Raw genomic sequence first — 23,224 nt, 5'->3', positions numbered from 1 at the left:
TCTCACAGATATCGTCGGATATTGCTTCAGATCGATGCGGCAACGCATTGCCGCGAGACAATAGGCACGGCGATAGATATTGCGGCGCGACTGAATGGGGAAGTGAAGGGAGTATTTATCCAGGATCGCAATCTTGCTGCGGCAGGCACTCTTGGCTTTGTTCGCGAAATCCGGCTTTCTTCGCCGACAGGTCATAGTCTGGATACCTTGACTGTCGAAGCACAATTACGGGCCATGGCGCGCAGTGTTCAACGTCAGTTGGAGAAGGAGGCAGGGCGTCGCAGAATAACAGTGGGGTTCCGTACAATCAGCGGCGGCACACAAACGGAAGAAGACGAATTTCAAGATGCCGACCTAGTCATTGTCGAGAGTACGGGGCGTCTGCATTCCCGTAATTTCAGGGGACATCTTACAACCCGCCTCTCCATGATAGGGCTTATTCGTCCGACGTTGTTTCTGAAAGGGAGCAAAAGGCTGGCTCCTGAAGTGGCCGTGGTATGTGATACCCTCGATGCTGCCGAGCGGGGCGTTCTGGCCGCAACCAACCTTCTTGGCAGGGCACCGGAATATATCGCATTTGTTCCATTTAACCTCAGCGCTGAAGAGCAGAGGGAGCTATCAAGCATTGCTGAAAATATAAATATACATGCGGCCGGGGACGCGCCCAAAGACATCTGCGAGGTTCAATCCGCGGTGACTGATGGCAGGGGGCTTATTGAAAATCTGCCATCTATAGAGTGTATTGTGATGATAACGGTTGGGGGCCCGTTTTTAGCGGATCCCGCAAATTGGGAGCCACTCTTTGTGAGTCGTCATCCGCTGTTATGTATTCAATAATAGTGGCAGGTTTGACCCCTCTTATTCAATTCGGCCGTCTTTTAAGAGATTAGTATGGGAAACGTTGAAAACGCTGATATGGCGGGAGATCAGGTCGGGCTTAAAAGAAAGCTGAATCTCCCACTGCTTACGCTCTATGGGCTGGGGGTCACTGTCGGTGCTGGCATATATGTGCTGGTGGGTGCAACGGCGGCACGGGCAGGTATATACGCGCCGATTTCATTTCTTATCGCTGCCGCAGTTGTTTCTTTTACCGGATTTACCTATGCAGAATTGTCGACACGATATCCGGTAAGTGCTGGGGAAGCAGCTTATGTCCGCGCTGGCTTGAATTCAAAAACCCTTACGCTGATCGTCGGGTTGCTTGTGGCTGCGTCAGGGATTGTGTCTTCTGCTGCTGTTTCAATTGGGGCCGCGGCGTATGTCGGCGAGATCATATCCCTGCCTTCGGTTCTTCTGACAACGGCCATTATCCTGATTGTCGGTGCATTGGCGGTATGGGGCATATTGGAATCCGTTTTTATTGCCGCTATCTTCACAGTCATAGAGCTAGGGGGGCTGAGCTTGGTAATTTATTACGGGATCAGTTCCGATCCCGCAATCCTGACTGAACTGGGTAATCTCGTCCCGCCATTTGAGGTTTCTGTCTGGGGCGGTATACTCTCCGCCAGTCTGTTGGCCTTTTTCGCATTTGTCGGTTTTGAGGATATTGCGAACGTGGCGGAAGAAGTTGTCGAACCCCATAAAACGCTGCCATGGGGAATCATTCTTACACTTTTTGTTGCGACGATTGCCTATTTTATGGTGGTTTCAGTCGTAGTTCTGATTGTGCCCATGGCGGATCTTTCGGACTCCGCTGCGCCGCTTGCCCTCATCTTTGAGAAATCCGGAAATGCGACGAGCGGAATTTTCCATCTGATTGCAATTGTTGCAACAACCAACGGCGTTCTAATTCAGATTATCATGGCATCACGCGTAATCTATGGTCTGGCCAAGCAACAGAATTTACCATCCTTTCTGGCGACAGTTCATCCGGTAACAAGGACGCCGCTTATAGCGACCGCTGTGATTGTTGCGCTTGTGTTGATCTTTGCCACGCTTTTGCCGATAGATAGACTTGCGCAGGCCACATCGACAATTGTTCTGATTGTGTTTTTTCTGGTAAACCTATCCCTGATCCGACTGAAAATGACCAATGAGAAGCCTTTGGGGAATGTATTTGTCGTGCCGATCTGGGTTCCGGTTCTGGGGGTGATTTCAAGCGCCGCCTTGCTGGTGACTGGCCTCTTGCCGTTATAAAGTAACTTAGCGACACAGAACTAAGGTTCATTCGGTTGCTTTGTCATGCTGGTCGGAAATATGCCGGGAGTTAGTGTATCACAGACTTTCGATCTTTAAACCAGGTCAAAAGATAGAGTAATCGCTTACCAGCACCGTTACTGAGCTTGTACCAGAACCTATAGAAGGGGTGCAGGAACTTGGTCACCCCTGTTATTTGCTTCGCCTTTTCGAAACGTTCATCTCCGATCGTGGATGGCCCGTCGAGGTCGGGCGTTGCGGGAGAGGGGAGTATGAGGAGCGTTTCAAGCCCGGTCTGCCAGGCACGGCTATGAATAATATCCACCGGGACCCAATTCTTCTGCATGAACCGGAGCAGTCTACTGGCTCCGTCTTTCGTCAGCAAATAAGCATAGGCCCCACTTGGAGACGTTGGGACCCGGGTGATGCTATACTCATGGCGCAGAGCTGCGAGTCGACGAAAGCCGGTATCAAATACCTTGCCATGTCCGACAAAGCGGATCAGATCCCAATGAAGGGATGTGCTCTGAATGTCTTCCAGAACGTCCTTGAAATCCTCGGCAAAAAAGACATCGTCTTCGAGGATCAGGGCCGTTGAAATGTTTTCAGTTACCATCTTCTCATAGATTTTCCTGTGGGAAAGAAGGCACCCGATTTCTCCGGCTTTCAAGTCTTTACCAAAATAACGTCGCCGCTTCTCGCGATCATATTCGGGAAGATTTTCTATATCGAGTTGGTAACCATCGACCGCTTCTATAAAAGTCGGACTGAGACCGATTTTGGCGAGGCGTTCTATCATATCCGCTCGTCGGTGGTTGTCTTTTAGCCTGTTAATAACGAAGACAGGGGGCAGAGTGTCTGAAGTCGAAGGCTGCAAGAATAATCACCGATTTTGGATTGTTACAGGCGGATTGTTAAGCGATGTGACGTGTGGGATCAAGTTGATTGCGTATTCCGGCTTTTCGTCCCCTCTGTAAGTAATGGCTATCGTGGCATTTCCTGATTGTCAATCTCGCGTAATTTTTGTTGGAGTTCATGGAGATAGCGATCCCGGACATTCATCTCATCCAGATGCGTGATCGTATTATTCAGATACTCGCGGCAGGTTCCAAGATGCCCTTCACCGGAAGCGAGCAGCCGCGCCGTCTCCTGCATGTCGATATCGGCGATATAGCGGGGGTGTTTCCGGTTAATGACAAATGTCAGTCCATTCACGGTTTTCTCAGGCAGGCGGATGCGGACATGCTGCGCATTGTAGGATCCGGAAATCATCTCCCGCATCCACAGGATATCCGTTTCACTTTCGATTTTCTCGGGCGCGATGTGAAATGCGCGTCCGTTGCAGGAGCCACCATGATCGAGCGCCAGCATCAGACCCGGCTTTTCAGGGCTTCCCCGTCCAATTGACGCCTCTAGACAAAAGCGCCGCCGGAAGCCATAAAGACGTGCCGGTTGCCAGCCTGTGTAGTGGAAAGCAGGATTCCAGAGCAGGGAACCATAGCCAAAAACCCAAAGGCCTTCGTCCAGATTTGCGTTTGCAAGAAACTTTCGCCTTGTCTCATCCCGCTCCTCATGGGTCAAGGCGTGGAAAGGCCCATGGCGTTTAGCTTCGCGAATAAGGTTGTCTATCCGTTCTCGATTAATTTCTTCGCGTATTAACATGACTTTTATTTTAACTTGTTTGCGATAATTCGCTAATCTGTAATTTGAATTTGGAAAAACAAGGCATATTTCGAGGTCGACCGTCACAATGTTGAAGAATCTTTTGAAAAATGTCCAGAGGCCAGAGTTGGATTTTCCGACTCTGAAAAAGCCGCGTAAACCGAACACTTACCTCATGTCACCCCCGGACTATTGTGAATATCCACCCAAGACAATCAGCCCTATTTTTAATGTCCCGGTGCAAGACCTGGCCGCAACGTTCGAGGGAGTGGCACTGGCAGAACCGAGAACGGAAAAGCTGACCAGTCGTGAATTGGGGGCGGATTTACAGGTTGACTATGTGCAATATTCCGAACTTATCGGATATCCGGATACAATTACGGTTCGCTTTATTGATCTGGGGGAGGGGAACTCAACCCTGGCTGTATTTAGCCGGGCCCATTACGGCTATCGCGATTTCGGGGTCAATGAGGCGCGTGTGAAGGACTGGATGCGCAAGCTGGAGCTGGCAATCAAAAAGCGTGACGATCATATCTTGTAGTGTCGCAATTCCTCGTAATAGGGAATCTGTTCTTCGAGGAGTTCTGTTTGTTCGGGGCTTAATGTAATTTCCCGTTCTTCATATGGTGAAAAACCTGTCGACGCTTCTACCGACGCGTACCAATGGTCTGACCAAATACCATCTTCCGGGTGCCGTCCCTTTGGCCAGCCCAGCATTTCTGCACGCCATTCGATATCGAGCGCCACGCAGAGCTTTTTCAATGTCGCTTCAGGGTTTTTCAGAATGTCCTCAGCTTCCACAACAGGGACCGGGGAACCCGTCAGCTTTCTGATTTCCTCAAAAATTTCCGTTTGGCGTTTAATGCCGATATCGTCCGTCGAGATTCGATCCCATTTTGCGGCATAGGATGCGATTACCCGTTTCGGATCGCGAATAAGGAAGACATTCCGATGCGCACAGAAGATCCCGAGATCGACTTCGTCGAGCATATGCTGGGTCATATGCTTGATATAAAGGCTCTTCCCCTCCGGTAAAGGTGCGTTGAGGTCATTTGCAACAATGCGCCAATCTATCGGTTGACTGGCGATTACTTCCTCCCGCATGGGATGCAGCAGGCCTGTTTTTGAGAGGTAATATGCATAGAAAGGTTCATCCACCACCCTGCATTCCGGGCGGCTGGAGAATGAGCGCATCATCGCTGTCGATATGTTGCGGGGCCCGGACCACATTGAAATACGGACAGCCTCCGCCGCCTTCGTCATGATCCGGTTCCCTTTAGGTCTCTGATCAGGCGGCTAGCAAAATTAAAGCCCAAGGATCAGCTTTGCCATAATATTGCGCTGAATCTCGTTTGAACCACCATAGATTGACACTTTGCGGGCGTTGAAGTAGCGCGGGGCGACACCACTGGCATATTCAGCGCCGATCGCCTCCTCATTCTGACCCGGATAAAGCGGCGTGAATGGGATAGAATAAGTTCCGACAGCCTCCAATGCGAGATCAACAACCTCCTGATACAGGTCAGTGCCCCGGCATTTCATCAGGGATGATTCCGGACCCATATTCTGCCCCGAGCTGAGTTTACTCAGAATCCGGAGTTCCGTCATTTCGAGGGCCTGAACTGCTACTTCCAGACGGGCCAGCTTGGCGTTGAAGGCAGCGTTGCGGATAACGGGTTCATTGCCGTCAACTTCCTTCGATGCAATGGCCCGGACCTTTTCAACACCGCGCTTCAGGCGGCCGGCATAAGCATTCCCGCGCTCGAACTCGAGCAGGTATTTAGCGCATGTCCAGCCTTTGTTTATTTCGCCGACAAGATTTTCTTTCGGTACTTTCACGTCGTTGAAAAATACCTGGTTGACCTCCTGCGCTCCTTTGATGGGCAAATCGAGTGTCTGAATCGGATCAACAGAAACACCTTCGGATTTCATATCGATCAGAAGGAAAGAGATACCCTCCTGTCGTTTGCCTTCATTTGATGTCCGGACAAGACAGAAAATCCAGTCGGCGTACTGCGCAAGCGTTGTCCAGATTTTTGATCCGTTACAGAGAAAATGATCGCCTTTATCCTCTGCTTTCATCTGCAGGCTGGCAAGATCGGAACCTGATCCCGGTTCGGAATATCCCTGACACCACCAGACCTTGTTTTCCAGAATATCTGGAAGGAAGCGCTTTTTCTGCTCCTCCGTGCCAAATTTCATGACAACCGGGGCACACATGCTGATCCCGAACGGCATGATTCCGGGCGCGTTGGCATTCGCCATTTCCGTTTGGAAAATATATTTCTGGGTGGTGTTCCAGCCTGGGCCGCCATATTCCACTGGCCAGTCCGGTGTCAACCACCCTTTCTTGGCGAGAGAGTCCTGCCATCTGACATGGTCGGCTTTTGGCAGGTAGCTGTTTCTGTTTTCCGCCATCTTTTGTTTGAGGTCGTCATCGAACTCATCTGCCAAAAACTGCCGTACTTCATCGCGAAAGGCATTATCCTGCGTGGTGAATGAAAGGTCCATTTTCTCCCTCGTATTATTTTTATCTCGACGGACGCTATGGGCGCCATGTTATGTTAAATTCTAACATCATATATAGGGCGAAAGACAAGACTGTTTTTCGCCGGAACGGCGAGAAGGAGTAATAAAAATGAAAAAATCAGTAAAACAGCTCGTTAAAGAAGCAAATGGCGAAATCGAGACCCTCTCCGTAGAGGAGGCCCGGGCTCTGTATGGGCAGGAGAATGTGACGTTTGTCGACATCCGTGATATCCGGGAACTGGAACGGGAGGGGCAGGTGCCAGGTGCTGTTCATGCACCGCGCGGCATGCTGGAATTCTGGGTCGATCCGGAAAGCCCCTATCACCGCGACCTTTTTGCCAATGGAAACCGTTTCGTCTTTTTCTGCGCGGCGGGCTGGCGGTCTGCACTGGCAACCAAGTCCGTGCAGGATATGGGCTTGCCGAATGTCTGCCATATCGATGGAGGGTTCGGCGCCTGGAGAGAAAACGGCGGTCCCGTTGAAGAAAGAAAGCCCCGCAACGGCTGATAAGATCATTGCAGGGCTCTTGGCAGGTTAGTTCCTCAAGAAAGCTTACTCTTTCTTCTTGCCGAGCAATCCACCGGCGGCGTCAAGCAGGTTTTTTACGGCTTCCGGATCCTTTTCCTTAACGCCTTTCAGGGTGTCCTTGACGCCATCGCCGGAGCCTTTGACGCCTTCAAGCAGTTGTTTCGCGCCTTCAGGGTTGCTGACGTTTTTAAGAACGCCGGCGAGATCAGGTGCAAATTTCGGGTTGTCCCATGATCCACTGACGATAACGGGAACCGCGACACCACTCGCCTCGGAACCTCCTTGGCCTTCTGTTGTTGCGACGAGCTTCGGCTCAATCCTGTAGTTAAGGGTTTGGGGTGGTAACTCCACCGTACCTGCGCCGGACAGACGGACAAACGGATTAAGCATTTTAAGATCGTTATTGGTCAGAATGCCGCTCTTGATATTGTATGTTCCTGATATCTCGGCAAAATCAGTTTTCTGGGCTTCACCGCTATCGGTAAAGGCACTGGTCACGTTCCTCGCCATTGCTGCGAGATTTATGCCTGAGATGGAACCGTCTTCGAACAATATCTGACCATCACCACCCAGAGCTCTCACCAGGTCCGCCTGCGATTTACCGCTCGTGGTCAGGCTTGTCTGGAACATCCCCTTGCCTTCCAGCTTATCGAAATCTGCTGCATCCGTCAGCAGGGGGAGAAGCTGAATATTCTCAATAGTCATGTTATTCGTGATTTTCAGTACTGGATCCTGAGCATTCACCCGTATTGTTGCCTCGCCGGTACCGTCATACAGGTTCATTTCACTGAGCGTGACGTCAAGAATGCCGGTCTTCAGTGCGGTTTGAAGGGCGCTGCTGCCGATCTTGATTTTCTGAAACAGAATCTCCTGGGCGGAGAGATCGAATTTGGCATTGACCGTTTTAAGGGCTGACAAATCAATGGGAGTCGTATCCCACTTTTCGCCGCCACTTGATTTCGCGGGCGCTGCCGGTGCATTTCCCTTCCCTTCTGCAGTGTTTTCGGGCAGATAGGGGTTTAGATCGAGCGTCTCAAGGGCAAGCTTTCCGACAATATCCGGAACATTTCCACCGAGATCCACACTGAAATCGCCCGCGCCCACAATATCATCAAAATTGATACTCGCATTTGAGAAGCTGTATTTTGTGTCGTTTACCCCAAGCTCACCAGTGATCTTGAGGCGGCCAAAACCGCTGCCCGCTATTTCAAGTGGCGTTCCCGTCCAGGCAGCCAGATCACGCACAGAAGGGATATCAAGGCTGGTTGTACCGCCGAGGGCAAGTGGCTTTGTGGTTTTAACAGAGCCATCAAAATCGAGGTTGATATTTGCCGAAGCAACATTGACCGAGGCCGATGTCTCGCGGTTTTCAAGGATGGCCCGAAGGGCCGCGACCTTTGCATCCAGATTTATTTCTTCTTCATTCCAGACCGCACTTCCCTTCGCTTCAAAGGGTTCATCAAGACCATGCAGAACAAGTTCGACATTGATCTTCTCAAGGTTGATGTCGGTCCCGTTTTGCTGATCGACAAAATTCACGACACCATCGACAATCCGGACATCGCCGAGATTCAAATCGGAAATTCCTAAATCGGGCGCGTCGCCATCTTCATTCGCTGTTTCATCCTGCTTGGGTGCTTCGGCCGAAGCGGTATCGAATACCCAATTTCCTTTACCGTTCTTGTCTATTTCCAGATTGATGGTTGGGTTGGTCAGGACAAATTCGTCAACCTGGACATTCCCGGTAATAAGGGAAAGCAAACTAAGCTTGATTGCGAGACTGTCAATAGCCGCCATGTTGGCGTCACGCGCGCCTTCCGCATTGGAGAAGGTGACCGTCTCGGCGGTAACGCCCAATGTTGGAAAGACGGAAAGGCTGAAGTCGCCATCTATCGTTAGAGTACGTCCTGTGGCATCCTGAGTAGCCAGGATCAGTTCCTGCTTGATACGGTCTGTGGGCACCAAAAAGGGGAGGGCCACCACTACACCCATGATAAGCACCAACAGTACGGCGATTGCAATTAAGGCTTTTTTCATGGTCCTAGTCTCCCACCAGTTTGTGACTATTTTTTGATCATGCCATAAAAGATATAACGGGTCATGGTCCTTTGGAATATTCGTCATACTTTTGCCGTGAAATATATTAGACTTTTTGATGGGTTTATACATTCGGATCAGAGAGATCGAGTTAACGATGAGATGGCTTCCTGCAGTTATTGTGTCATTTTTCCTGTCGGGATTGGCGGTGCAGGCACATGCGGAAGAGGTGGATATGCAGCTCGTGCTGGCGATCGATGTGTCTTCCAGCGTGAACTATGATGAGTATAACCTGCAAATGCGGGGATTCGCGGCTGCTTTTCGTGACGAGTTGGTGATAGAGGCGATTACCGCCGGTCCGCGCGGGCGTATCAGTATTGCGGCTATTCACTGGGCGGGACTGAAGGAGCAGCAAACCATCCTTGATTGGCAGGTTCTCGCGTCCGGCGAGGATGCCCGGGCCTATGCCGACCAGCTTGACAGAGTGCCCCGCAGCTTTCCCTATGGCGGAACTGCCATTGCCGGGGCACTGGAGCATGCGTTTTCTCTTTTTGCCAGAGACCGGAATCTGTCAACGCGGCAGGTCATTGATATTTCCGGAGACGGCGTCGTTTCCATCGGCAGTGCACCCGAGGTCGCACGCGACCGTATTGTTGCCGCTGGTGTGATTATAAACGGCCTGCCAATCCTAAACGACGAGCCGGAGCTTGAAACCTATTATCGAGATCGGGTGATCGGAGGTATCGGTGCCTTTACCGAAAAAGCGGAAGGCTATGACGATTTTGCCCGCGCAATTGCCGAAAAGCTTGCGCGGGAAATCCGCGGAACATGGCAGGGCGTTTAAAAAGCGTCGCCCGCGATGCGTCAGACCTTCGGCCGTTGCATCGCAAAGACATCCTGAACATGACAGTAATCCATGTATCCAAGCCGGGCGAGCGGACGATATTTCTGCATGTCGATCATGCCGTCTACGATAATATCATCGCTAATATGAATGCCAATGACTTCTCCTAGGACCATGGTGTTGACGACATCTGGGGTGTTTGATGGCAAAACGATGGTCTTGTAGTGAATACACTCCAGGTGGGCAGGACTCTCCTTGACACGTGGTGGTTTAACTAGTGTTGAAGGCTCTTTCGTCAAGCCCGACTGGTCGAATTCATCTACCGACCGGGGATGCATCCCGGAACTTAGGTTCATCTCCTCACGGAGGTCATAAGACACCATGTTGCAGACAAATTCCTTTGTTGCATGGATATTTTCCAGAGTATCCTTGGCGCCGCCTTCGCTGTGGCTGCCGTTGATCGCCATCGCGACAATTGGCGGAAATTCGGCCATCGCGTTAAAGAAGCTGAAAGGGGCGAGATTGGCGGTTCCATCCGCTGCGAGGCTGCTGATCCACCCGATCGGGCGAGGAGCGACAATTGCCTTGAAGGGGCCGTGCTTGAGGCCGTGGGGTTCGGAAGGTTTATAGAACATTCGAGAATTCTCCAATGGAAGGGAAGGATTGTGCGCCCGGATCACTTCAGATGTTTTGAAACCTAATCCTTGGATTTGGCGGGGGCAAGCCCTGATTTATTTTCTTTCAATGGCCACCGGCTTGTGATATTTGCGGCTTATGGATATGCAATTGATCATACGACGACGACAGGCTGCTGCCCTATTTAGTGCTGCCGCTTAAGTTTTCCTGTGCTTTGGTCATTTGAGAGTTCGTGACGGTTCGGGGCTTCGTTAAGAGGCGTTCTCGTTCAACCCGATTTGTAAATGGAACCCCGTCATGCCCCAATTTATTCAAGAACGTCCCGGGGATGCTGCCCTGATCGAGCCGTTGCTCGATGAATGCTTTGGTCCGGACCGGTTTAAAAAGACTGCCTATAAAATTCGCGAGAATATAGTGCCTCAGCCGGAACTGAGCTATGTGGCAGTTGAAGAAGGTCGCCTCCTTGCAACAATACGGTACTGGCCAATCACCATTGGCGGAACGACACCTGCGTTGCTTCTTGGGCCGATAGCTGTATCACCCAAACTACAGGGAAGGGGGATAGGTGTCGGACTTATCCGTGAAACACTACGAGTTGCACAGGAACTCGGGCATCGGCTCATAGTACTCGTCGGGGATCCGGAGTATTACGGGCAATTCGGTTTTGAAAATGCGGCCACACTGGGTTTCAAACTGCCGGGACCGCTGGAAGAACGGCGATTTCTTGTCAAAGAATGCGTTCCGGGCGCATTAAAGGGTGTAACGGGGATGCTCGCCGGTGTGCAGCTTATGCCGCCGCCGCCGGGCAGGGTTGCAACGCAAGGTGAGACAGCGCGTCTCACCGAACAGTTAGCGACCTTCTCGCCACCAGCCGACACATAGGAACGCCAATGCAAGAAGCAGCGCGACCAGAGGCGGCAGCATTGCCTGCCGATTGTATCCGGTTACTTCATAATTTTCGTTTGCGCGAAGACCGAACCAGTAGTCTGCGGACTGCCGGTTATCCGGTTTTGTGCGGCGGAAGTCAGGCAGTCCATCCGTCTCCAGCCAGCGAATTCCGCCATCTGTCGCCTTTGCTGCGCTCTCAATCTTCTCCGTGCCTGCCCTGATTTCATGCAATTCCTTCGGATTAAGCGCCCCGACCGCCACCAGCGATTTCCGGGCGCCATCGTCAAGGACATGCAGGCCGCTTGTTTGCAATGGCACGGACCCGGTTTGCACGCCGTTTTCGCCTTCAACGAGATCGGTTTGTGTGACATTTCCGTCCGGATCGGTCACGGTCACTCGGGCGGTAACGGTTTCGAGAGAGCGCCGCTGAATTCTCAGCATGTCACCGGACACAACAGCTTTAAGCTGTTCTTCTTCTAGCTCCGGCTCCTTCATCAGCCAGTGCGATATGCGCCGTAGCAGTTCCGATTGCGGGCCGCCGCCTTCATAGCCGCGCCCCCAAAGCCATGCATGATCTGACAGAAGCTGGGCAACGCGTCCTTCGCCGCTGCGCTCCAGAATAAGCAAGGGTTGTTGAGAGGGACCGGTCATCAGGGTATTGCCGCCAAGTGCATCTGCCTCGATCATGCGAAACCAGCGACCCCAGCTTTCATCTGTTGTCGCCTTCGCTTTTAAGAGGCCGGTTACCGGATGCCGTTTGCCAACATCACTCACCGTCGGGACATAGCCCTCATTAAACACATAGCCGGTTGGCCGGCCAGGCAGCACCTCCGACAACGGGGTCTGATAGAGGCTGAGCGGCGTTGCGAAAGCAGGACCGGCAGCTTCCAGAAGGGCGCCGCCTTCCGTTACATATCGGGAGATGTTCTGAAGATAGCTTGATGGTAGCACGCCGCGCCGACGATACCGGTCAAAGATTATCAGGTCAAAATCATTCAGCTTTTTTTCGAACAGGTCGCGGATCGGAAATGGAATCAGTGACAACTCCGTTATCGGAGTGCCATCCTGCTTTTCCGGCGGACGTAAAATTGTGAAATGAACAAGATCAACCGACGGGTCTGATTTCAGAATATTTCGCCATCCCCGTTCCCCCATATGGGGCTCTCCGGAGACCAGCAGCACCTGAAGCCTGTCGCGAATCCCATTGACGGTGATGTAGGCGCTGTTGTTCTTTTCCGTGAGTTCGCCGTCAAGGGGGTCAACGGTTATCTCGACAAAATTGGCACCGGCATGTGTCAGTGTGAGATCGACGGAAAGCTCCGTGCCAATCGTCGCGAGCTCCGATGCGATCGGATCACCATCCAGCTTGATGGAGACGCGCGCGGCCTCGATTGGCTCATCCAGCCCAAAGTCTTCTACCTTGAGGGTGAATTGCAGCGGCTGATCAACAATGCCAAAGGCGGGCGCTTTTACAATCCGGAGCACACGATCCTTTTCATTCGGGTTTCCGGACAGGAGGAAATGAACCGGGCCTTCATTTTTCCGGATATTTTCATTTGCCGGTACGTCATGTATCTGCCCGTCCGTAATGAAAATTGTCGCCGCAATCCGTTCCGGCGGAATATTCTTCAATGCTTCTTCGCGGGCGGAAAATGCGTGGGTGCCGTCTTCTTCCCCCTGCAGGGAACTCGCCTCGTTCATGACCGTCACGGTCTCGACCTGCAGGTTGGGTGTGGCCTCTAGTATGGATTTGAGCTCTTCAAAGGCAGAACTAGAAGTTTTGCTTCGGACGCCGATTTTCTGGCTGCTGGTTTCATCCAGAACTATAAGTGCGACATCGTCCAGAAATCGCCGCTTTTCGGTCAATAAGACCGGGTTGGCAAGCATCAGAATCAACAGGGAAAGCAAGGCAGTCCTGAGGACTGCTCCCCGGCCGCGCCGCCAAAAGGCAATGAGGATAACGACGGCAGAAATTACCGCCAATGCGATCAGCCAGCCCAGCGGCAGATAGGGGTTGAAATCAAGCGCGGAGACGAAGCTTTCCTCCTTCATTGGCCCAATCTCTCCAAAATGGCTGGAACATGGACCTGGTCCGCCTTGTAGTTCCCGGTCAGTGTATACATCACAAGATTGATGCCGAAGCGATAAGCCAGTTCCCGCTGGCGTTCGTTTCCCGGAAGCGTTGCCGCCTGGTATCGGCCGTCCTCATCGATTGCCCAGGCGGCGGCCCAGTCATTACTGCCGATCACAACAGAGGCGACACCATCATTCCCCTGATTGCCATTGGTATCTTCAATCCATACTTCGCCCCCGTCATAACGGCCCGGGAACGTCTGCATCAGGTAAAATGCCCGGGTGACAACATGGTCTGGTGGCACCTGATACACGCGCGGTATGTTCAGCCGCGTCGTCAGCTGACGAAGCCGGATATTTTCCGGGCTATTATACAGATCCATGCCGTAACTGCTCACGCTGTTCTGGTTGCGTGTATCGAACAGGATCGTCCCACCGCCGTTGAAATAGTCGTTGAGCTTGAGGATGGCCTGTTCTGACAGTGTCGGGAAATCAGGCGTAACCGGCCAGTATATCAGCGGGTAGAAGATCAGGTCATCCTGTTCAATATTGATGGCAATCGGATCTTTTGCCTCGACTGCCGTACGGTTTCGAAGCTGCTGGCTTAGTCCGACAAGTCCGGCGTGGCTCATGCCATCAATAGTCTGGTCATTCGTGCGAATATAGCCAAGGCGCGTGTCCAGCGTGGCTGCCAATGCCTTGGCGTCTCCGCCCAATCCGACCTCCTGAGCCTTGCCATTTATCGGAAAGCTGACAAAACCGATGCCGACGATCAGGAGTATGGCGGAGGCTCTGCCGGCAACTCGAAAGGCGGGAAGTCGCCCCTGCAAATAGAGTGAAATTATCTGATCGATCAAAACCAATAGTAATGCCGCGACCAACAGGGGCATAACAAGCTCAATCACCACGGACTTGTCAAAATACTGAACAGTTGCCGGAAATTGGCTGGTATCCATAACAGAATATTCCGTGCCGAACTGACCGATGTTCAGGGCAATGCTGAAATTTTCATCGCCATAGTAACCGGGCGGATGACTTGCGTTTAATGATGATCCTGTCATTTCTGACATATCAAGAGGCTCCGCCACTCCGGCTTCAGCACCAAGACGGCCAAATCCATCCAATAACTGAAACGGAGGCAAGCTGCGCTGTTCCGCCAGATTCTGGCTTGTGAACTGACCAAGATTTCCTATTTCGCGCAGCATTTCAACAAACAGGCCAGAGAGAGCCAGATTTGACCATTCTGGTGTAGCCGTCGTATGGAACAAGACCAGCCAGCCTGCTCCCTCCTGTGCTGCGGTAACCAGCGGTGTGCCGTCTTCCAGTTGTGCCCATGTCTTATCGAGGAGATCCGGAGAAGGGTTCGCGAGCACTTGTGTTGTCACCGTAATTTCTTCAGGGATATCAAGGCTTGTGAATGGGCTATTCTGTGGTATCGGACCAAGTGGTGCCGGTTGATTCCATGACATGGCGCCCTGCAAGCTGCGGTTGCCGGAACGAAGATCAACCGGGACGAGGGCGCTATTGGAATTCGCGAGCTTCGGGCCGGCAAAGCGGACAAGGACACCGCCTCTCGCCACCCAGTCGGCAAGCGACCGTTCCACACCTTCAGGTAAATTTGCTGTATCACCCAAGGCTATAAGAGACTGTTCCGCATCAAGAAGTTCTTCAACTGTACCTTGCGCAATATCAAAAAAGGGCGCCAGAGCCTGAACAAGATAATGTGTCTCATTCAAAAGCGGCTGATCGAGCTGTGTGGAATCACTGCTGACCAGCCCAACCTGCCTTCTCTGCCAACGTTGATCCAGCAGAAAAACAGCACCGGTATTTCGACTATTGGCAATTTCAATTCGGCGGATATCATTTCGGACCTTATTGGGGACATTAAGGGCGACGATTGTGCTGTCTTCTCCCGCCTCGAATGCGAAGGGCGCCGAGGCAACAATCTGCCCCGATCCGTTCCGAGCCGTTAGCGCTCCGCTCGTACCCGTCGCGCCAGTTGGCAGATTAAGCGGTACATTCAATATCTCTCCCGCAATTTCCGGCATTCCGATAACCGGCGAGACGATCAGCTCTTCGGAATGGAAAATAGTGAGCGGCCCCAGCGCGCGAATGGTTTGAAAAAATTCAATCAACCCTGAAACCTCATCGTCTGGCAATACGCTGCTGGAAAGCCAGATAAATTCCGGGTTATCAAGTGTCTCCAAACGTGGCATCAGTTGTGGAAGATCATCATAACTTGATGGCCAGGATTTTGGTTCAAGGGATATCGCGATGCCGAGTGCTTCCCTGTCCGCGAGTGGCCGAAGGTCAGGAAGTACGCCGGTTGCTAAAGCCGACGTGGTTATAACATAGACTTGCCGTTCCTGCCGGTTTGCTTCCGTTACCAGCTTGCCAAAAGTGGATTTCAGATCGTCCCAAGACTCGGCGGCAGTCCAGCCGTCATCCACAAACATCACTACATCGCCGGAACTATTTCGTTGCTCGGGCAGATTTATAACGGGACTGGCAATCGCAATGATAATCAGGGCCGCAATCAGAAGGCGCAACAGCAGAAGCCACCACGGAGTTGTCGCCGATGACTGCTCATCCTTTTTTAGGTGATAGAGGAACTGGATTGCCGGGAAGGTTACGGACTTGGGTTGTGGCGGGACGATTCGCAGCAACCACCAGATAAGCGGCAACGCAATCAGGGCCGTCAGAACCCATGGATAAAGAAAGGAGAGAGACGAGAGAGCCACCATTACTTAGCAGCCCCCCGAATGTTTAGGGTTTCATATAATTTGGCAAAGGCGACGCTTGCCGCTTCATCTGTTCGGTGAAAGGCATAGTCCCAGGAAACATTTTCCGCCAGAGACATGATCGCCGTGCGATGTGTGTTGAACAACGTTTGATATTCTTCACGCACAGCCTCTACGCGCCCGAGGGTGAGGCTGTCTTCCTCGGCCATCGAGAGAAACCGGGTGCGACCCTGAAACGGCAGGTCAACTTCCGCTGGATCAGCAATATGCAGCAAATAACCATTGCAGCCCAAATTCACGAAATGACGGATAACGTCCGATATATCGGGTAACTCGTGCAAAAAGTCACTAATAAGCACGACTGTGGATTTGTTGGAAAGGCGGTTCGCAGAGGTCAGGCTGTGAAGGGACGGGTTTTGCATCGTACCGACGCGGTCGACCAGCCGATTGAAGGATGCAGGGCCGGTGGATGCTTTTTCATCCTGGCCGAGCAGGCCAAATTTCTCACCGCTTTTTGAAAGTGACATGGCTAGGGCGAGGCTTAGAACGGTCGCGCGTGAGAGCTTCGATGGTCCTTCCCTTGCTGATCCATAAGCCATGGTTAGGGCATCATCACGCCAGATCCAGACTGTTTCAGCCGTCTCCTGCTCCTTCTGGCGAATGTACACATGTTCTCGTTTGGCGCTTTGGCGCCAGTCAATGCTGGTCGTCGAATCGTCCGGTCCATACTGCTTGAACTGCCAGAAATCTTCACCAGTTCCGACGCGGCGGCGGCCATGGACACCCATGTCAAATGCATTTACAAGATGTTCCGCGGCCAATATCAATGGCGGAAGCGTTTGCGCAAGGCTTTCGGCGCTGTCCCTTTCGTCCGGTGTTCGGGCTTTAACAGGGCGCGGCTTGAACATTCATCACTCCAGCGGGGCGGTAAGTGAATCGATAATATTCTCCATCGTAATGTTTTCGGCCCGCGCGGCATAGGACAGCGCCATGCGATGACGCAGGACCGGCTTAGCCAAGGCAACGACATCGTCGATAGATGGGCTCAGCCTTTTCTCAAGCAATGCTCGGGCACGAACTGCAAGGATGAGTGCCTGACTTGCACGGGGCCCCGGCCCCCAGGAGACGTATTTATTCACCAGTTCGTTTTCACTCTCCCCCGGGCGGCCTTCGCGCACCAGTTTGAGGATGGCGTCAATGACGGCATCGCTGACCGGCATTTCGCGAACCAGATGTTGTGCTTCGACTAATTCTTGCGGGGACAGGACCTGGGTTGGCCGCGCTTCCTCATTTACCGTTGTTTCGAGCAGGATACGCCGCTCCGTTTCGCGATCCGGGTATCCAACATTTATCTGCATCAGAAACCGGTCAAGTTGCGCTTCGGGCAACGGGTAGGTACCCTCCTGCTCAATCGGGTTTTGGGTTGCCAGCACGTGAAATGGGGTCGGTAGCGAATAGGTTTGTCCCGCGACGGTGACCATCTCTTCCTGCATGGCTTGAAGAAGGGCAGATTGCGTTCGCGGGCTCGCGCGGTTGATTTCATCAGCCATGAGAATCTGACCGAAAACCGGGCCTTTCAGGAATCTGAAGTGACGGCTCCCGTCTTCCGCCGTCTCCAGTATTTCAGATCCCAGTATATCAGCAGGCATCAGGTCTGGCGTGAACTGGACACGTTTGTCGTCAAGTCCCAGAACACCGCCGAGTGTCTCCACCAGACGTGTTTTCGCAAGTCCCGGTACTCCGATCAATAGCGCATGACCACGAGCCAGAAGCGTGATTAAGGTCAATTCAACAACCTGATCCTGGCCAAAAATAAATTCGCCAATTCCAGATTTCAGGATGGAAAGTTTTCCGGACAGGTCATCGACTTTTGCAAGGATTTGCTGTTCCGTGTTGCCAGTGGTATTCATGCTTACCTGTCATCCTCAGCAAAAAATGGTTAAGCTAGACTGGCAACTTGGCAGCCAGCGACGACTAACCTAGATATAGTATCAAATTATGAGGGTTTAAGGCCAAAAATTATGACAACAGCAGACACAACAGACGGACTAAGCGCGATCATCAAGCAGATTGATGGACAGAAGCATCCGCCCGTTCATTTATGGAACCCCGAGTTCTGCGGCGATCTGGATATGCGGATTGCACGCGATGGCACTTGGTTCTATCTGGGCTCGCCGATTGGACGGAAGCCGCTTGTAAAGCTGTTTTCCGGGGTTATCCGGCTGGATGACGATGACAAATACTATCTGGTGACACCGGTAGAGAAGATCGGAATCACTGTCGAAGATGCCCCATTTGTTGCCGTTGAAATGTTCGTTGAGGGGGAAGGCCGCGACCGTGTAATCAGCTTTCGGACTAATGTTGACGATTTCGTGATCATGGACGAAAATCACCCTTTTCGGCTCGAAATTGATCCCGAAACGAAGGAACCGTCACCATATGTCCGCGTGCGGGCAAATCTTGATGCGTTGATTAACCGCCCGGTTTTTTACGATCTTGTCAACCTGGCAGGCGAAGAGACGATAGACGGAGAAGCCCGTTTTGGATTTTGGAGTAGCGGACAGTTTTTCGAACTCGGGTTGGTGGATGACATTTTTGGTAAGTGAAGAACCGGGACTGATTAAAAAGCTGCGCACTGTCCTGGGGCCGGTGCCGACGGAATTATCGCCGGCGCTAAATGCGAACGGAAAGTTGCGGGGCGATCATGACCTCAACCCGGCGAGCACGCCGTCGCGGGAACTGCCCTTTATTCCGGCGGCTGTCCTGGTGCCGATCGTTCTACATGACACGGGGCCAACGGTTATTCTCACACGACGTGCCACTCATCTCACCAAACATGCCGGCCAGATCAGTTTTCCGGGCGGGCGGGCGGATGCGGAGGATGAAAATGCCGTCACGACGGCCTTGCGGGAGTCGCAGGAGGAAATCTCACTGGATCCAAGTCTGGTGGAGGTGGTTGGCTCCCTGACGACCTATATTACAGTCACACGATACTCCGTGACACCTGTGGTTGGATTGGTGCAGCCTTCTTTTAAGTTACGCCCCGAAGCGGGAGAAGTGTCAGAAATATTCGAGGTGCCGCTCGATTTCCTGCTGGACCAGCAAAATCGCGAGAAACATAGCGGCTTTCATAATGGGATTGAAAGGTTCTGGTATGCGATCCCGTTTGGAGACTATTATATCTGGGGCGCAACGGCAGGGATGATCAAGGATTTGTCAGAACGGATAATATTGAAATGATCAGGGCGATACTTTTTCATATAATTCCCCTTATTCTTCCTTTCGTCGTTTATGGTGTTTATCTGTATTTCAATGCCCGGGCGGGTGGCGACAAAAGCTGGGGAAAGACCTCACTGGCGATTGCGACGATTTCCGGTCTGCTGTTGATGGCGATCAGTCTGATCACGCTTGGGCTGGTAAGCGGAGAATCTCAAGAAGGCACGATCTATGTACCCCCCCGATTTGAGGATGGTCGTATTATAGACTCTCAGATTCTGCCCGCAGAGAAGAAGGACTAACGGCTTGATGCCGGTATCAAGGCAACTCGTCGATATTCATAAACATCCACCCCCTTGGCGCCGATGGCCCGAGACTGAAGCCGTCCTTGAGGCTTTGACAGTTGGTGGCGGGAGTGCGAGGTTCGTTGGCGGGTGCGTTCGCGATTCCCTGCTTGGTGTGAAGACGGAGGACATTGACATCGCGACGAACCTTTTGCCGGAATCGGTAGTAACACACCTTGAAAGAGCCGGGATCACGGCAATTCCCACCGGAATTGATCATGGTACGGTGACGGCCGTCATTGGCAAAAAGCACTTTGAAATAACAACACTTCGCGTCGATACAAAGAGCCATGGGCGTCATGCGGATGTGGCTTTCACCGGTGATTGGGAGCAGGATGCGAAGCGGCGTGATTTTACATTTAATGCCCTATATCTCGATCCGACGGGAGAGTTGGTGGATCCCGTCGGCGGTCTTGCGGATTTAACGGCAGGTTACGTTCGCTTTATCGGTAGCGCCGAAGAACGGATTAACGAAGACCGCTTGCGCGTATTGCGATATTTTCGGTTTTATGCGCGCTTTGGCGCAGACAATCCGGATGAAGATGCGCTGAAGGCTTGTGCGAACTCCGCCAATGAACTCGGTAATCTCTCAGCGGAACGGGTGCAGAAAGAGCTGCTGCTTCTGCTCGCAACGGAGGATCCTTATCCGGCCTTATTTCTGATGAGTAAAGCCGGCGTTCTTGAGGCACTTGTTGGCCCGGCAGACCTCTTGAAACTAAAGCTGTTGCTGTCTCTCAACGTTGAAAGCGATGCTTTGCAGCGATTCACTGTTCTGCTCAAAGGGAATCATAAATCGCTTCAGGCGCTAGCCGATAAGCTTCGTTTTTCAAACAAGCAGAAAGATCGGATATCTGTGATGTGCGAGGGGCGAGTTGCGGCAGATATGTCGCCAGAGGCGCGTGAAGTCGCACTATACGAGCTTGGATCGCTGGGATTTATCGACCAGACCGTAATGCTGTGGGTAAATTTGGGCTCCCAGCATGATCTTACAGATTATCTTGAGGACGCGGCAAAGTGGACCGCCCCGGTTCTTCCGGTCAACGGCGGTGATTTGCTGGCCCATGGTATGGGAGAAGGCGAGGCACTCGGACGTCTTTTGAATCAAATGGAAGCGCGCTGGATTGATTCCGGTTTCACGCTGTCCAAATCAGAACTCATTCGTGAATTCTTATCGGACACCTAAAATCCACCCTTCTTCATTCCGGCATTTCTTTTCGTCATTGCCCGTCAGCCAGTCGGGGACGGAAAAAGCGGTTTGCGCTGTTCCGTCCCGCATTCTCTCAAGGAACCAATCGCGAGAGGCCAGCACTTGCCGTGCATCTTTGATTGGGTGGTCGTAATCCGCCTGGTTATTGAGGGTTGGCCATATTTCCGTCAGGATAATTCCGTCAAGTTCTGCCTCCCAGTTCGTCTCAAACGGCCAGAATTTAACGCGATGAGCAATGCCAGGCATACGGGTAAGGTCGCCGAGTTCTTTAAGGCCCGTAAGGGCCTGACTACCAACGGAGCCAGTTGTATAGAGTTTCCAGACGGATGATATCGTCGTTTGTCTCTTTTCTTTACGGAGAAACTTCTCAACGATGCGCCATTCATGGAAGTTGTCATGGGCGAAGTCAGGCTTTTTGATGGTGAGATGAGGCGATGCCGACGCCGCGGGGCATCCCCAGAAAGGGCCCGGCGACGCAGATATTTCCCTATTGAGCTCTGCTGCAACGTCAAAGCGATTGTTTCTGTCTTGCGCATCCGACTGCAGGGTTTGTGAAATTCGTTTTGCAGCGGCCCTTCCGCCACCCAGACCGCTTCCTGCCGGATAGCCGAAGGGGAAGTCAAATCCGATGCAGGCGGGGCCGTCATAACTAATCAGCAGATCATAAATGCGTTTCATACAGTCGCTGCGGGTTCTAAAATACTCCGCTTCGGAATGAAAGCCGCGGGCCGACCAGGCAAGCCAGCATCGATCCGGTGATGGTTTAACAGGGCCGGGAGATGCCGCTGCCGACCAGTCCACCATGATCACAAGGTCAAACATTGTTTATCTCCAGCAAACAGGCCGCCATAATGATGAGGAAATTTATGTTATGATAAACAAGTGATTTTGTCGCCCGATTGACTACATTAAAAGGACGCAGAGTATGCTCAACTGCAAAAGGAACATGCGATGAAACATATCTTGCTGGTATCCGCAGTAACAGTTTTTGTCTCCCTCGCACAAACTGCCTTGGCGGAGGACAAGGAGGAGGATCCTGGATTCCTGGCTATGGAGGGAATTACCAGGCTAATGGATGCACTCGGTGCTTTTATTGCCTCCATACCACAGTATGAGGCGCCGGTGATGAATGAGAATGGTGATATTATTATTCGCCGCAAGAATCCGGATACGGAGGAAGACAAGAAGGCTCCGAAGCTTGAAGAAACCTCGACTTGATCAGATCAGCAATAATAAAGCAGGTATCCATCGCGGAAAGCGGATAGTTGGCAGTGTCTGATTCTCCTATTTTCATCTTAATGACGAATGAGATGGAGTTGTAAAATGATAGAAGAAGCAAAGCTGCAGGCGATCCTATCCCGGGACAAAGATCAGGATGGTAAGTTTGTCTATGGTGTGAAAACGACTGGGATTTATTGCCGCCCGTCTTGTCCGGCACGAAATCCAAAGCCGGAAAATATCCGGATTTTTAAATTGCCGGAACTTGCAGAGGCAGAAGGGTTTCGGGCTTGCCGCCGTTGCCGGCCGGACCTTTTGAGAATAGCGGACCCGGGGCTATCTCTTGTGCGTCAGGTCTGCCAGTTGATCGAGCGGCATGTTGCCGCAGAAGAAGGTTCTAGGGTTACTTTGGGCTGGCTTGCGGAAGAAACCGGGTATAGTGAGGATCATCTTTCCCGCAGCTTCAAGAAGATTCTCGGGATTTCACCAATCGATTATTATGACAACCGACGGACAGCTATTTTCAAGAAGAATGTCAAAGCGGGCGATAGTATCGCCACCGCGGCATATGGGGCGGGGTTTGGTTCGGCCTCCCGTCTCTATGAAAAATCCCATGCGCGTTTTGGCATGACGCCGGCGTCTTATGCGAAAGGCGGCGCGGGTGCGGAAATTGCCTATGCCTTTGCGGATTGCTTTCTTGGTCTGATGCTGGTGGCGGGCACGCGAAATGGTGTCTGTGCTGTCTATTTTGGAGATAATCGGCAGGCGTTATTGGATGAGTTGGTGCGGGAGTTTCCTCATGCGGAAATTGCTGCTGATGTTGGACGACTGGCGGCTTGGTCAAAGTCAATTGTGGATTTTCTTCAGAAAAGTTCTGAGGCACTTCCGGGGATTCCGCTGGATATGTACGGAACAGCGTTTCAGCGCCGCGTTTGGCAGGCACTGCTGGATATAGGCCCCGGTAAAACAAAGACCTATCGCGAACTGGCGGAGGAATTGGGGGCCCCTAAATCGGCGCGGGCGGTGGGGCGGGCCTGCGCGACCAACCCGGTATCGTTGATCGTGCCTTGCCACCGTGTGATTGGCACGGACGGTAAGCTCCATGGGTACCGATGGGGCCTCGAACGGAAGGAAGCGTTGCGGGAGTGGGAAGCAACGCTTTGA

At 52.2% G+C, this 23,224-nt stretch carries 23 protein-coding genes; 12 read left to right on the top strand and 11 right to left on the bottom strand.

The genetic code is table 11. The features are described 5' to 3' along the window. Positions 1-21 precede the first annotated feature (21 nt). Positions 22-837, top strand: a complete 816-nt coding sequence (locus AAC599_RS14665) for a hypothetical protein (protein ID WP_340151147.1) — start codon at positions 22-24, stop codon at positions 835-837. A gap of 54 nt (positions 838-891) precedes the next feature. Then, a complete protein-coding gene (locus AAC599_RS14660) occupies positions 892-2,136 on the top strand; it encodes an amino acid permease (protein ID WP_340151146.1) in 1,245 nt (414 codons plus the stop codon). Between the two features lie 70 nt (positions 2,137-2,206). Here AAC599_RS14660 and AAC599_RS14655 read toward each other — a convergent pair whose 3' ends face one another. Both AAC599_RS14655 and AAC599_RS14650 read right to left on the bottom strand, forming a co-directional pair. Continuing rightward, on the bottom strand, positions 2,207-3,013 hold the full coding sequence (locus AAC599_RS14655) for a glycosyltransferase family 25 protein (RefSeq protein WP_340151145.1): 807 nt from the start codon (positions 3,011-3,013) through the stop codon (positions 2,207-2,209). Between the two features lie 107 nt (positions 3,014-3,120). Then, a complete protein-coding gene (locus AAC599_RS14650) occupies positions 3,121-3,798 on the bottom strand; it encodes a gamma-glutamylcyclotransferase (RefSeq protein WP_340151144.1) in 678 nt (225 codons plus the stop codon). A 127-nt stretch (positions 3,799-3,925) separates the two neighbouring features. Between AAC599_RS14650 and AAC599_RS14645 the strand changes: the two genes are divergently transcribed. Next, a complete protein-coding gene (locus AAC599_RS14645; RefSeq protein WP_340151143.1) occupies positions 3,926-4,339 on the top strand; it encodes a DUF1499 domain-containing protein in 414 nt (137 codons plus the stop codon). On the opposite strand, the gene AAC599_RS14640 is transcribed toward AAC599_RS14645, so the two are convergent. Next, positions 4,327-5,061, bottom strand: coding sequence for a hypothetical protein (locus AAC599_RS14640; RefSeq protein WP_340151142.1), 735 nt, complete (start codon positions 5,059-5,061; stop codon positions 4,327-4,329). The two genes, AAC599_RS14645 and AAC599_RS14640, sit on opposite strands and share 13 nt — an antisense overlap. A gap of 42 nt (positions 5,062-5,103) precedes the next feature. Further along, the gene (locus tag AAC599_RS14635) at positions 5,104-6,309 is read right to left on the bottom strand and encodes an acyl-CoA dehydrogenase family protein (protein WP_340151141.1); all 1,206 of its coding nucleotides are present in this window, start codon (positions 6,307-6,309) and stop codon (positions 5,104-5,106) included. Between the two features lie 127 nt (positions 6,310-6,436). Here AAC599_RS14635 and AAC599_RS14630 point away from each other — a divergent pair, with 127 nt between their 5' ends. After that, positions 6,437-6,835, top strand: coding sequence for a rhodanese-like domain-containing protein (locus tag AAC599_RS14630; RefSeq protein WP_340151140.1), 399 nt, complete (start codon positions 6,437-6,439; stop codon positions 6,833-6,835). A gap of 45 nt (positions 6,836-6,880) precedes the next feature. Here AAC599_RS14630 and AAC599_RS14625 read toward each other — a convergent pair whose 3' ends face one another. After that, positions 6,881-8,893: an AsmA family protein gene (locus AAC599_RS14625; RefSeq protein WP_340151139.1), complete on the bottom strand. Its 2,013-nt coding sequence runs from the start codon at positions 8,891-8,893 to the stop codon at positions 6,881-6,883. A 157-nt stretch (positions 8,894-9,050) separates the two neighbouring features. Between AAC599_RS14625 and AAC599_RS14620 the strand changes: the two genes are divergently transcribed. Continuing rightward, positions 9,051-9,737, top strand: a complete 687-nt coding sequence (locus AAC599_RS14620) for a DUF1194 domain-containing protein (protein ID WP_340151138.1) — start codon at positions 9,051-9,053, stop codon at positions 9,735-9,737. A gap of 20 nt (positions 9,738-9,757) precedes the next feature. On the opposite strand, the gene AAC599_RS14615 is transcribed toward AAC599_RS14620, so the two are convergent. Then, a complete protein-coding gene (locus AAC599_RS14615) occupies positions 9,758-10,372 on the bottom strand; it encodes a flavin reductase family protein (RefSeq protein WP_340151137.1) in 615 nt (204 codons plus the stop codon). Positions 10,373-10,670: 298 nt separating this feature from the next. On the opposite strand from AAC599_RS14615, the gene AAC599_RS14610 reads away from it, so the two are divergent. Next, a complete protein-coding gene (locus AAC599_RS14610; RefSeq protein WP_340151136.1) occupies positions 10,671-11,255 on the top strand; it encodes an N-acetyltransferase in 585 nt (194 codons plus the stop codon). Here AAC599_RS14610 and AAC599_RS14605 read toward each other — a convergent pair. Genes AAC599_RS14605 through AAC599_RS14590 form a run of 4 tightly spaced genes read right to left on the bottom strand, consistent with a single transcriptional unit; the run spans position 11,223 to position 17,985 of the window. Next, the gene (locus tag AAC599_RS14605; RefSeq protein ID WP_340151135.1) at positions 11,223-13,313 is read right to left on the bottom strand and encodes a hypothetical protein; all 2,091 of its coding nucleotides are present in this window, start codon (positions 13,311-13,313) and stop codon (positions 11,223-11,225) included. The two genes, AAC599_RS14610 and AAC599_RS14605, sit on opposite strands and share 33 nt — an antisense overlap. Beyond that, positions 13,310-16,078, bottom strand: a complete 2,769-nt coding sequence (locus AAC599_RS14600) for a DUF4159 domain-containing protein (RefSeq protein ID WP_340151134.1) — start codon at positions 16,076-16,078, stop codon at positions 13,310-13,312. Before AAC599_RS14600 ends, AAC599_RS14605 begins: the two co-directional genes overlap by 4 nt. Further along, the gene (locus tag AAC599_RS14595) at positions 16,078-16,983 is read right to left on the bottom strand and encodes a DUF58 domain-containing protein (RefSeq protein WP_340151133.1); all 906 of its coding nucleotides are present in this window, start codon (positions 16,981-16,983) and stop codon (positions 16,078-16,080) included. The genes AAC599_RS14600 and AAC599_RS14595 overlap by 1 nt, the downstream gene beginning before the upstream one ends. Before the next feature lie 3 nt (positions 16,984-16,986). Next, positions 16,987-17,985 (bottom strand): MoxR family ATPase, encoded by a 999-nt coding sequence (locus tag AAC599_RS14590; protein ID WP_340151132.1) that lies wholly within the window; start codon positions 17,983-17,985, stop codon positions 16,987-16,989. Positions 17,986-18,096: 111 nt separating this feature from the next. On the opposite strand from AAC599_RS14590, the gene AAC599_RS14585 reads away from it, so the two are divergent. Genes AAC599_RS14585 through AAC599_RS14570 form a run of 4 tightly spaced genes read left to right on the top strand, consistent with a single transcriptional unit; the run spans position 18,097 to position 20,818 of the window. Then, complete coding sequence (locus AAC599_RS14585; RefSeq protein WP_340151131.1) at positions 18,097-18,681, top strand: DUF1285 domain-containing protein; 585 nt, start codon at positions 18,097-18,099, stop codon at positions 18,679-18,681. Continuing rightward, positions 18,662-19,315: a CoA pyrophosphatase gene (locus AAC599_RS14580; RefSeq protein WP_340151130.1), complete on the top strand. Its 654-nt coding sequence runs from the start codon at positions 18,662-18,664 to the stop codon at positions 19,313-19,315. Before AAC599_RS14585 ends, AAC599_RS14580 begins: the two co-directional genes overlap by 20 nt. Further along, positions 19,312-19,593, top strand: coding sequence for a DUF6111 family protein (locus AAC599_RS14575; RefSeq protein ID WP_340151129.1), 282 nt, complete (start codon positions 19,312-19,314; stop codon positions 19,591-19,593). The genes AAC599_RS14580 and AAC599_RS14575 overlap by 4 nt, the downstream gene beginning before the upstream one ends. A 7-nt stretch (positions 19,594-19,600) precedes the next feature. Then, on the top strand, positions 19,601-20,818 hold the full coding sequence (locus tag AAC599_RS14570) for a CCA tRNA nucleotidyltransferase (RefSeq protein WP_340151261.1): 1,218 nt from the start codon (positions 19,601-19,603) through the stop codon (positions 20,816-20,818). Here the strand turns inward: AAC599_RS14570 and AAC599_RS14565 are convergent. Then, positions 20,804-21,664: a hypothetical protein gene (locus AAC599_RS14565; protein ID WP_340151128.1), complete on the bottom strand. Its 861-nt coding sequence runs from the start codon at positions 21,662-21,664 to the stop codon at positions 20,804-20,806. The genes AAC599_RS14570 and AAC599_RS14565 overlap by 15 nt on opposite strands. 129 nt (positions 21,665-21,793) lie before the next feature. Here AAC599_RS14565 and AAC599_RS14560 point away from each other — a divergent pair, with 129 nt between their 5' ends. Together AAC599_RS14560 and AAC599_RS14555 are read left to right on the top strand one after the other, a co-directional pair. Then, a complete protein-coding gene (locus tag AAC599_RS14560; protein WP_340151127.1) occupies positions 21,794-22,060 on the top strand; it encodes a hypothetical protein in 267 nt (88 codons plus the stop codon). Between the two features lie 105 nt (positions 22,061-22,165). Next, positions 22,166-23,224: a methylated-DNA--[protein]-cysteine S-methyltransferase gene (locus AAC599_RS14555; RefSeq protein ID WP_340151126.1), complete on the top strand. Its 1,059-nt coding sequence runs from the start codon at positions 22,166-22,168 to the stop codon at positions 23,222-23,224.

Origin of the sequence: uncultured Sneathiella sp. (genome assembly GCF_963976355.1) — a bacterium.
In the GTDB taxonomy this organism is placed as follows: Bacteria; Pseudomonadota; Alphaproteobacteria; order Sneathiellales; family Sneathiellaceae; genus Sneathiella.
This window is presented reverse-complemented; position numbering and strand designations above follow the sequence as displayed.

What these genes read in the sequence shown, in the direction of transcription:
- AAC599_RS14660 (WP_340151146.1), top strand. Translation starts at nt 892, where the DNA reads ATGGGAAACGTTGAAAACGCTGATATGGCGGGAGATCAGGTCGGGCTT.
- AAC599_RS14650 (WP_340151144.1), bottom strand. Translation starts at nt 3,798, where the DNA reads ATGTTAATACGCGAAGAAATTAATCGAGAACGGATAGACAACCTTATT.
- AAC599_RS14640 (WP_340151142.1), bottom strand. Translation starts at nt 5,061, where the DNA reads ATGACGAAGGCGGCGGAGGCTGTCCGTATTTCAATGTGGTCCGGGCCC.
- AAC599_RS14635 (WP_340151141.1), bottom strand. Translation starts at nt 6,309, where the DNA reads ATGGACCTTTCATTCACCACGCAGGATAATGCCTTTCGCGATGAAGTA.
- AAC599_RS14630 (WP_340151140.1), top strand. Translation starts at nt 6,437, where the DNA reads ATGAAAAAATCAGTAAAACAGCTCGTTAAAGAAGCAAATGGCGAAATC.
- AAC599_RS14625 (WP_340151139.1), bottom strand. Translation starts at nt 8,893, where the DNA reads ATGAAAAAAGCCTTAATTGCAATCGCCGTACTGTTGGTGCTTATCATG.
- AAC599_RS14620 (WP_340151138.1), top strand. Translation starts at nt 9,051, where the DNA reads ATGAGATGGCTTCCTGCAGTTATTGTGTCATTTTTCCTGTCGGGATTG.
- AAC599_RS14615 (WP_340151137.1), bottom strand. Translation starts at nt 10,372, where the DNA reads ATGTTCTATAAACCTTCCGAACCCCACGGCCTCAAGCACGGCCCCTTC.
- AAC599_RS14610 (WP_340151136.1), top strand. Translation starts at nt 10,671, where the DNA reads ATGCCCCAATTTATTCAAGAACGTCCCGGGGATGCTGCCCTGATCGAG.
- AAC599_RS14605 (WP_340151135.1), bottom strand. Translation starts at nt 13,313, where the DNA reads ATGAAGGAGGAAAGCTTCGTCTCCGCGCTTGATTTCAACCCCTATCTG.
- AAC599_RS14600 (WP_340151134.1), bottom strand. Translation starts at nt 16,078, where the DNA reads ATGGTGGCTCTCTCGTCTCTCTCCTTTCTTTATCCATGGGTTCTGACG.
- AAC599_RS14595 (WP_340151133.1), bottom strand. Translation starts at nt 16,983, where the DNA reads ATGTTCAAGCCGCGCCCTGTTAAAGCCCGAACACCGGACGAAAGGGAC.
- AAC599_RS14590 (WP_340151132.1), bottom strand. Translation starts at nt 17,985, where the DNA reads ATGAATACCACTGGCAACACGGAACAGCAAATCCTTGCAAAAGTCGAT.
- AAC599_RS14585 (WP_340151131.1), top strand. Translation starts at nt 18,097, where the DNA reads ATGACAACAGCAGACACAACAGACGGACTAAGCGCGATCATCAAGCAG.
- AAC599_RS14580 (WP_340151130.1), top strand. Translation starts at nt 18,662, where the DNA reads ATGACATTTTTGGTAAGTGAAGAACCGGGACTGATTAAAAAGCTGCGC.
- AAC599_RS14575 (WP_340151129.1), top strand. Translation starts at nt 19,312, where the DNA reads ATGATCAGGGCGATACTTTTTCATATAATTCCCCTTATTCTTCCTTTC.
- AAC599_RS14570 (WP_340151261.1), top strand. Translation starts at nt 19,601, where the DNA reads ATGCCGGTATCAAGGCAACTCGTCGATATTCATAAACATCCACCCCCT.
- AAC599_RS14565 (WP_340151128.1), bottom strand. Translation starts at nt 21,664, where the DNA reads ATGTTTGACCTTGTGATCATGGTGGACTGGTCGGCAGCGGCATCTCCC.
- AAC599_RS14560 (WP_340151127.1), top strand. Translation starts at nt 21,794, where the DNA reads ATGAAACATATCTTGCTGGTATCCGCAGTAACAGTTTTTGTCTCCCTC.
- AAC599_RS14555 (WP_340151126.1), top strand. Translation starts at nt 22,166, where the DNA reads ATGATAGAAGAAGCAAAGCTGCAGGCGATCCTATCCCGGGACAAAGAT.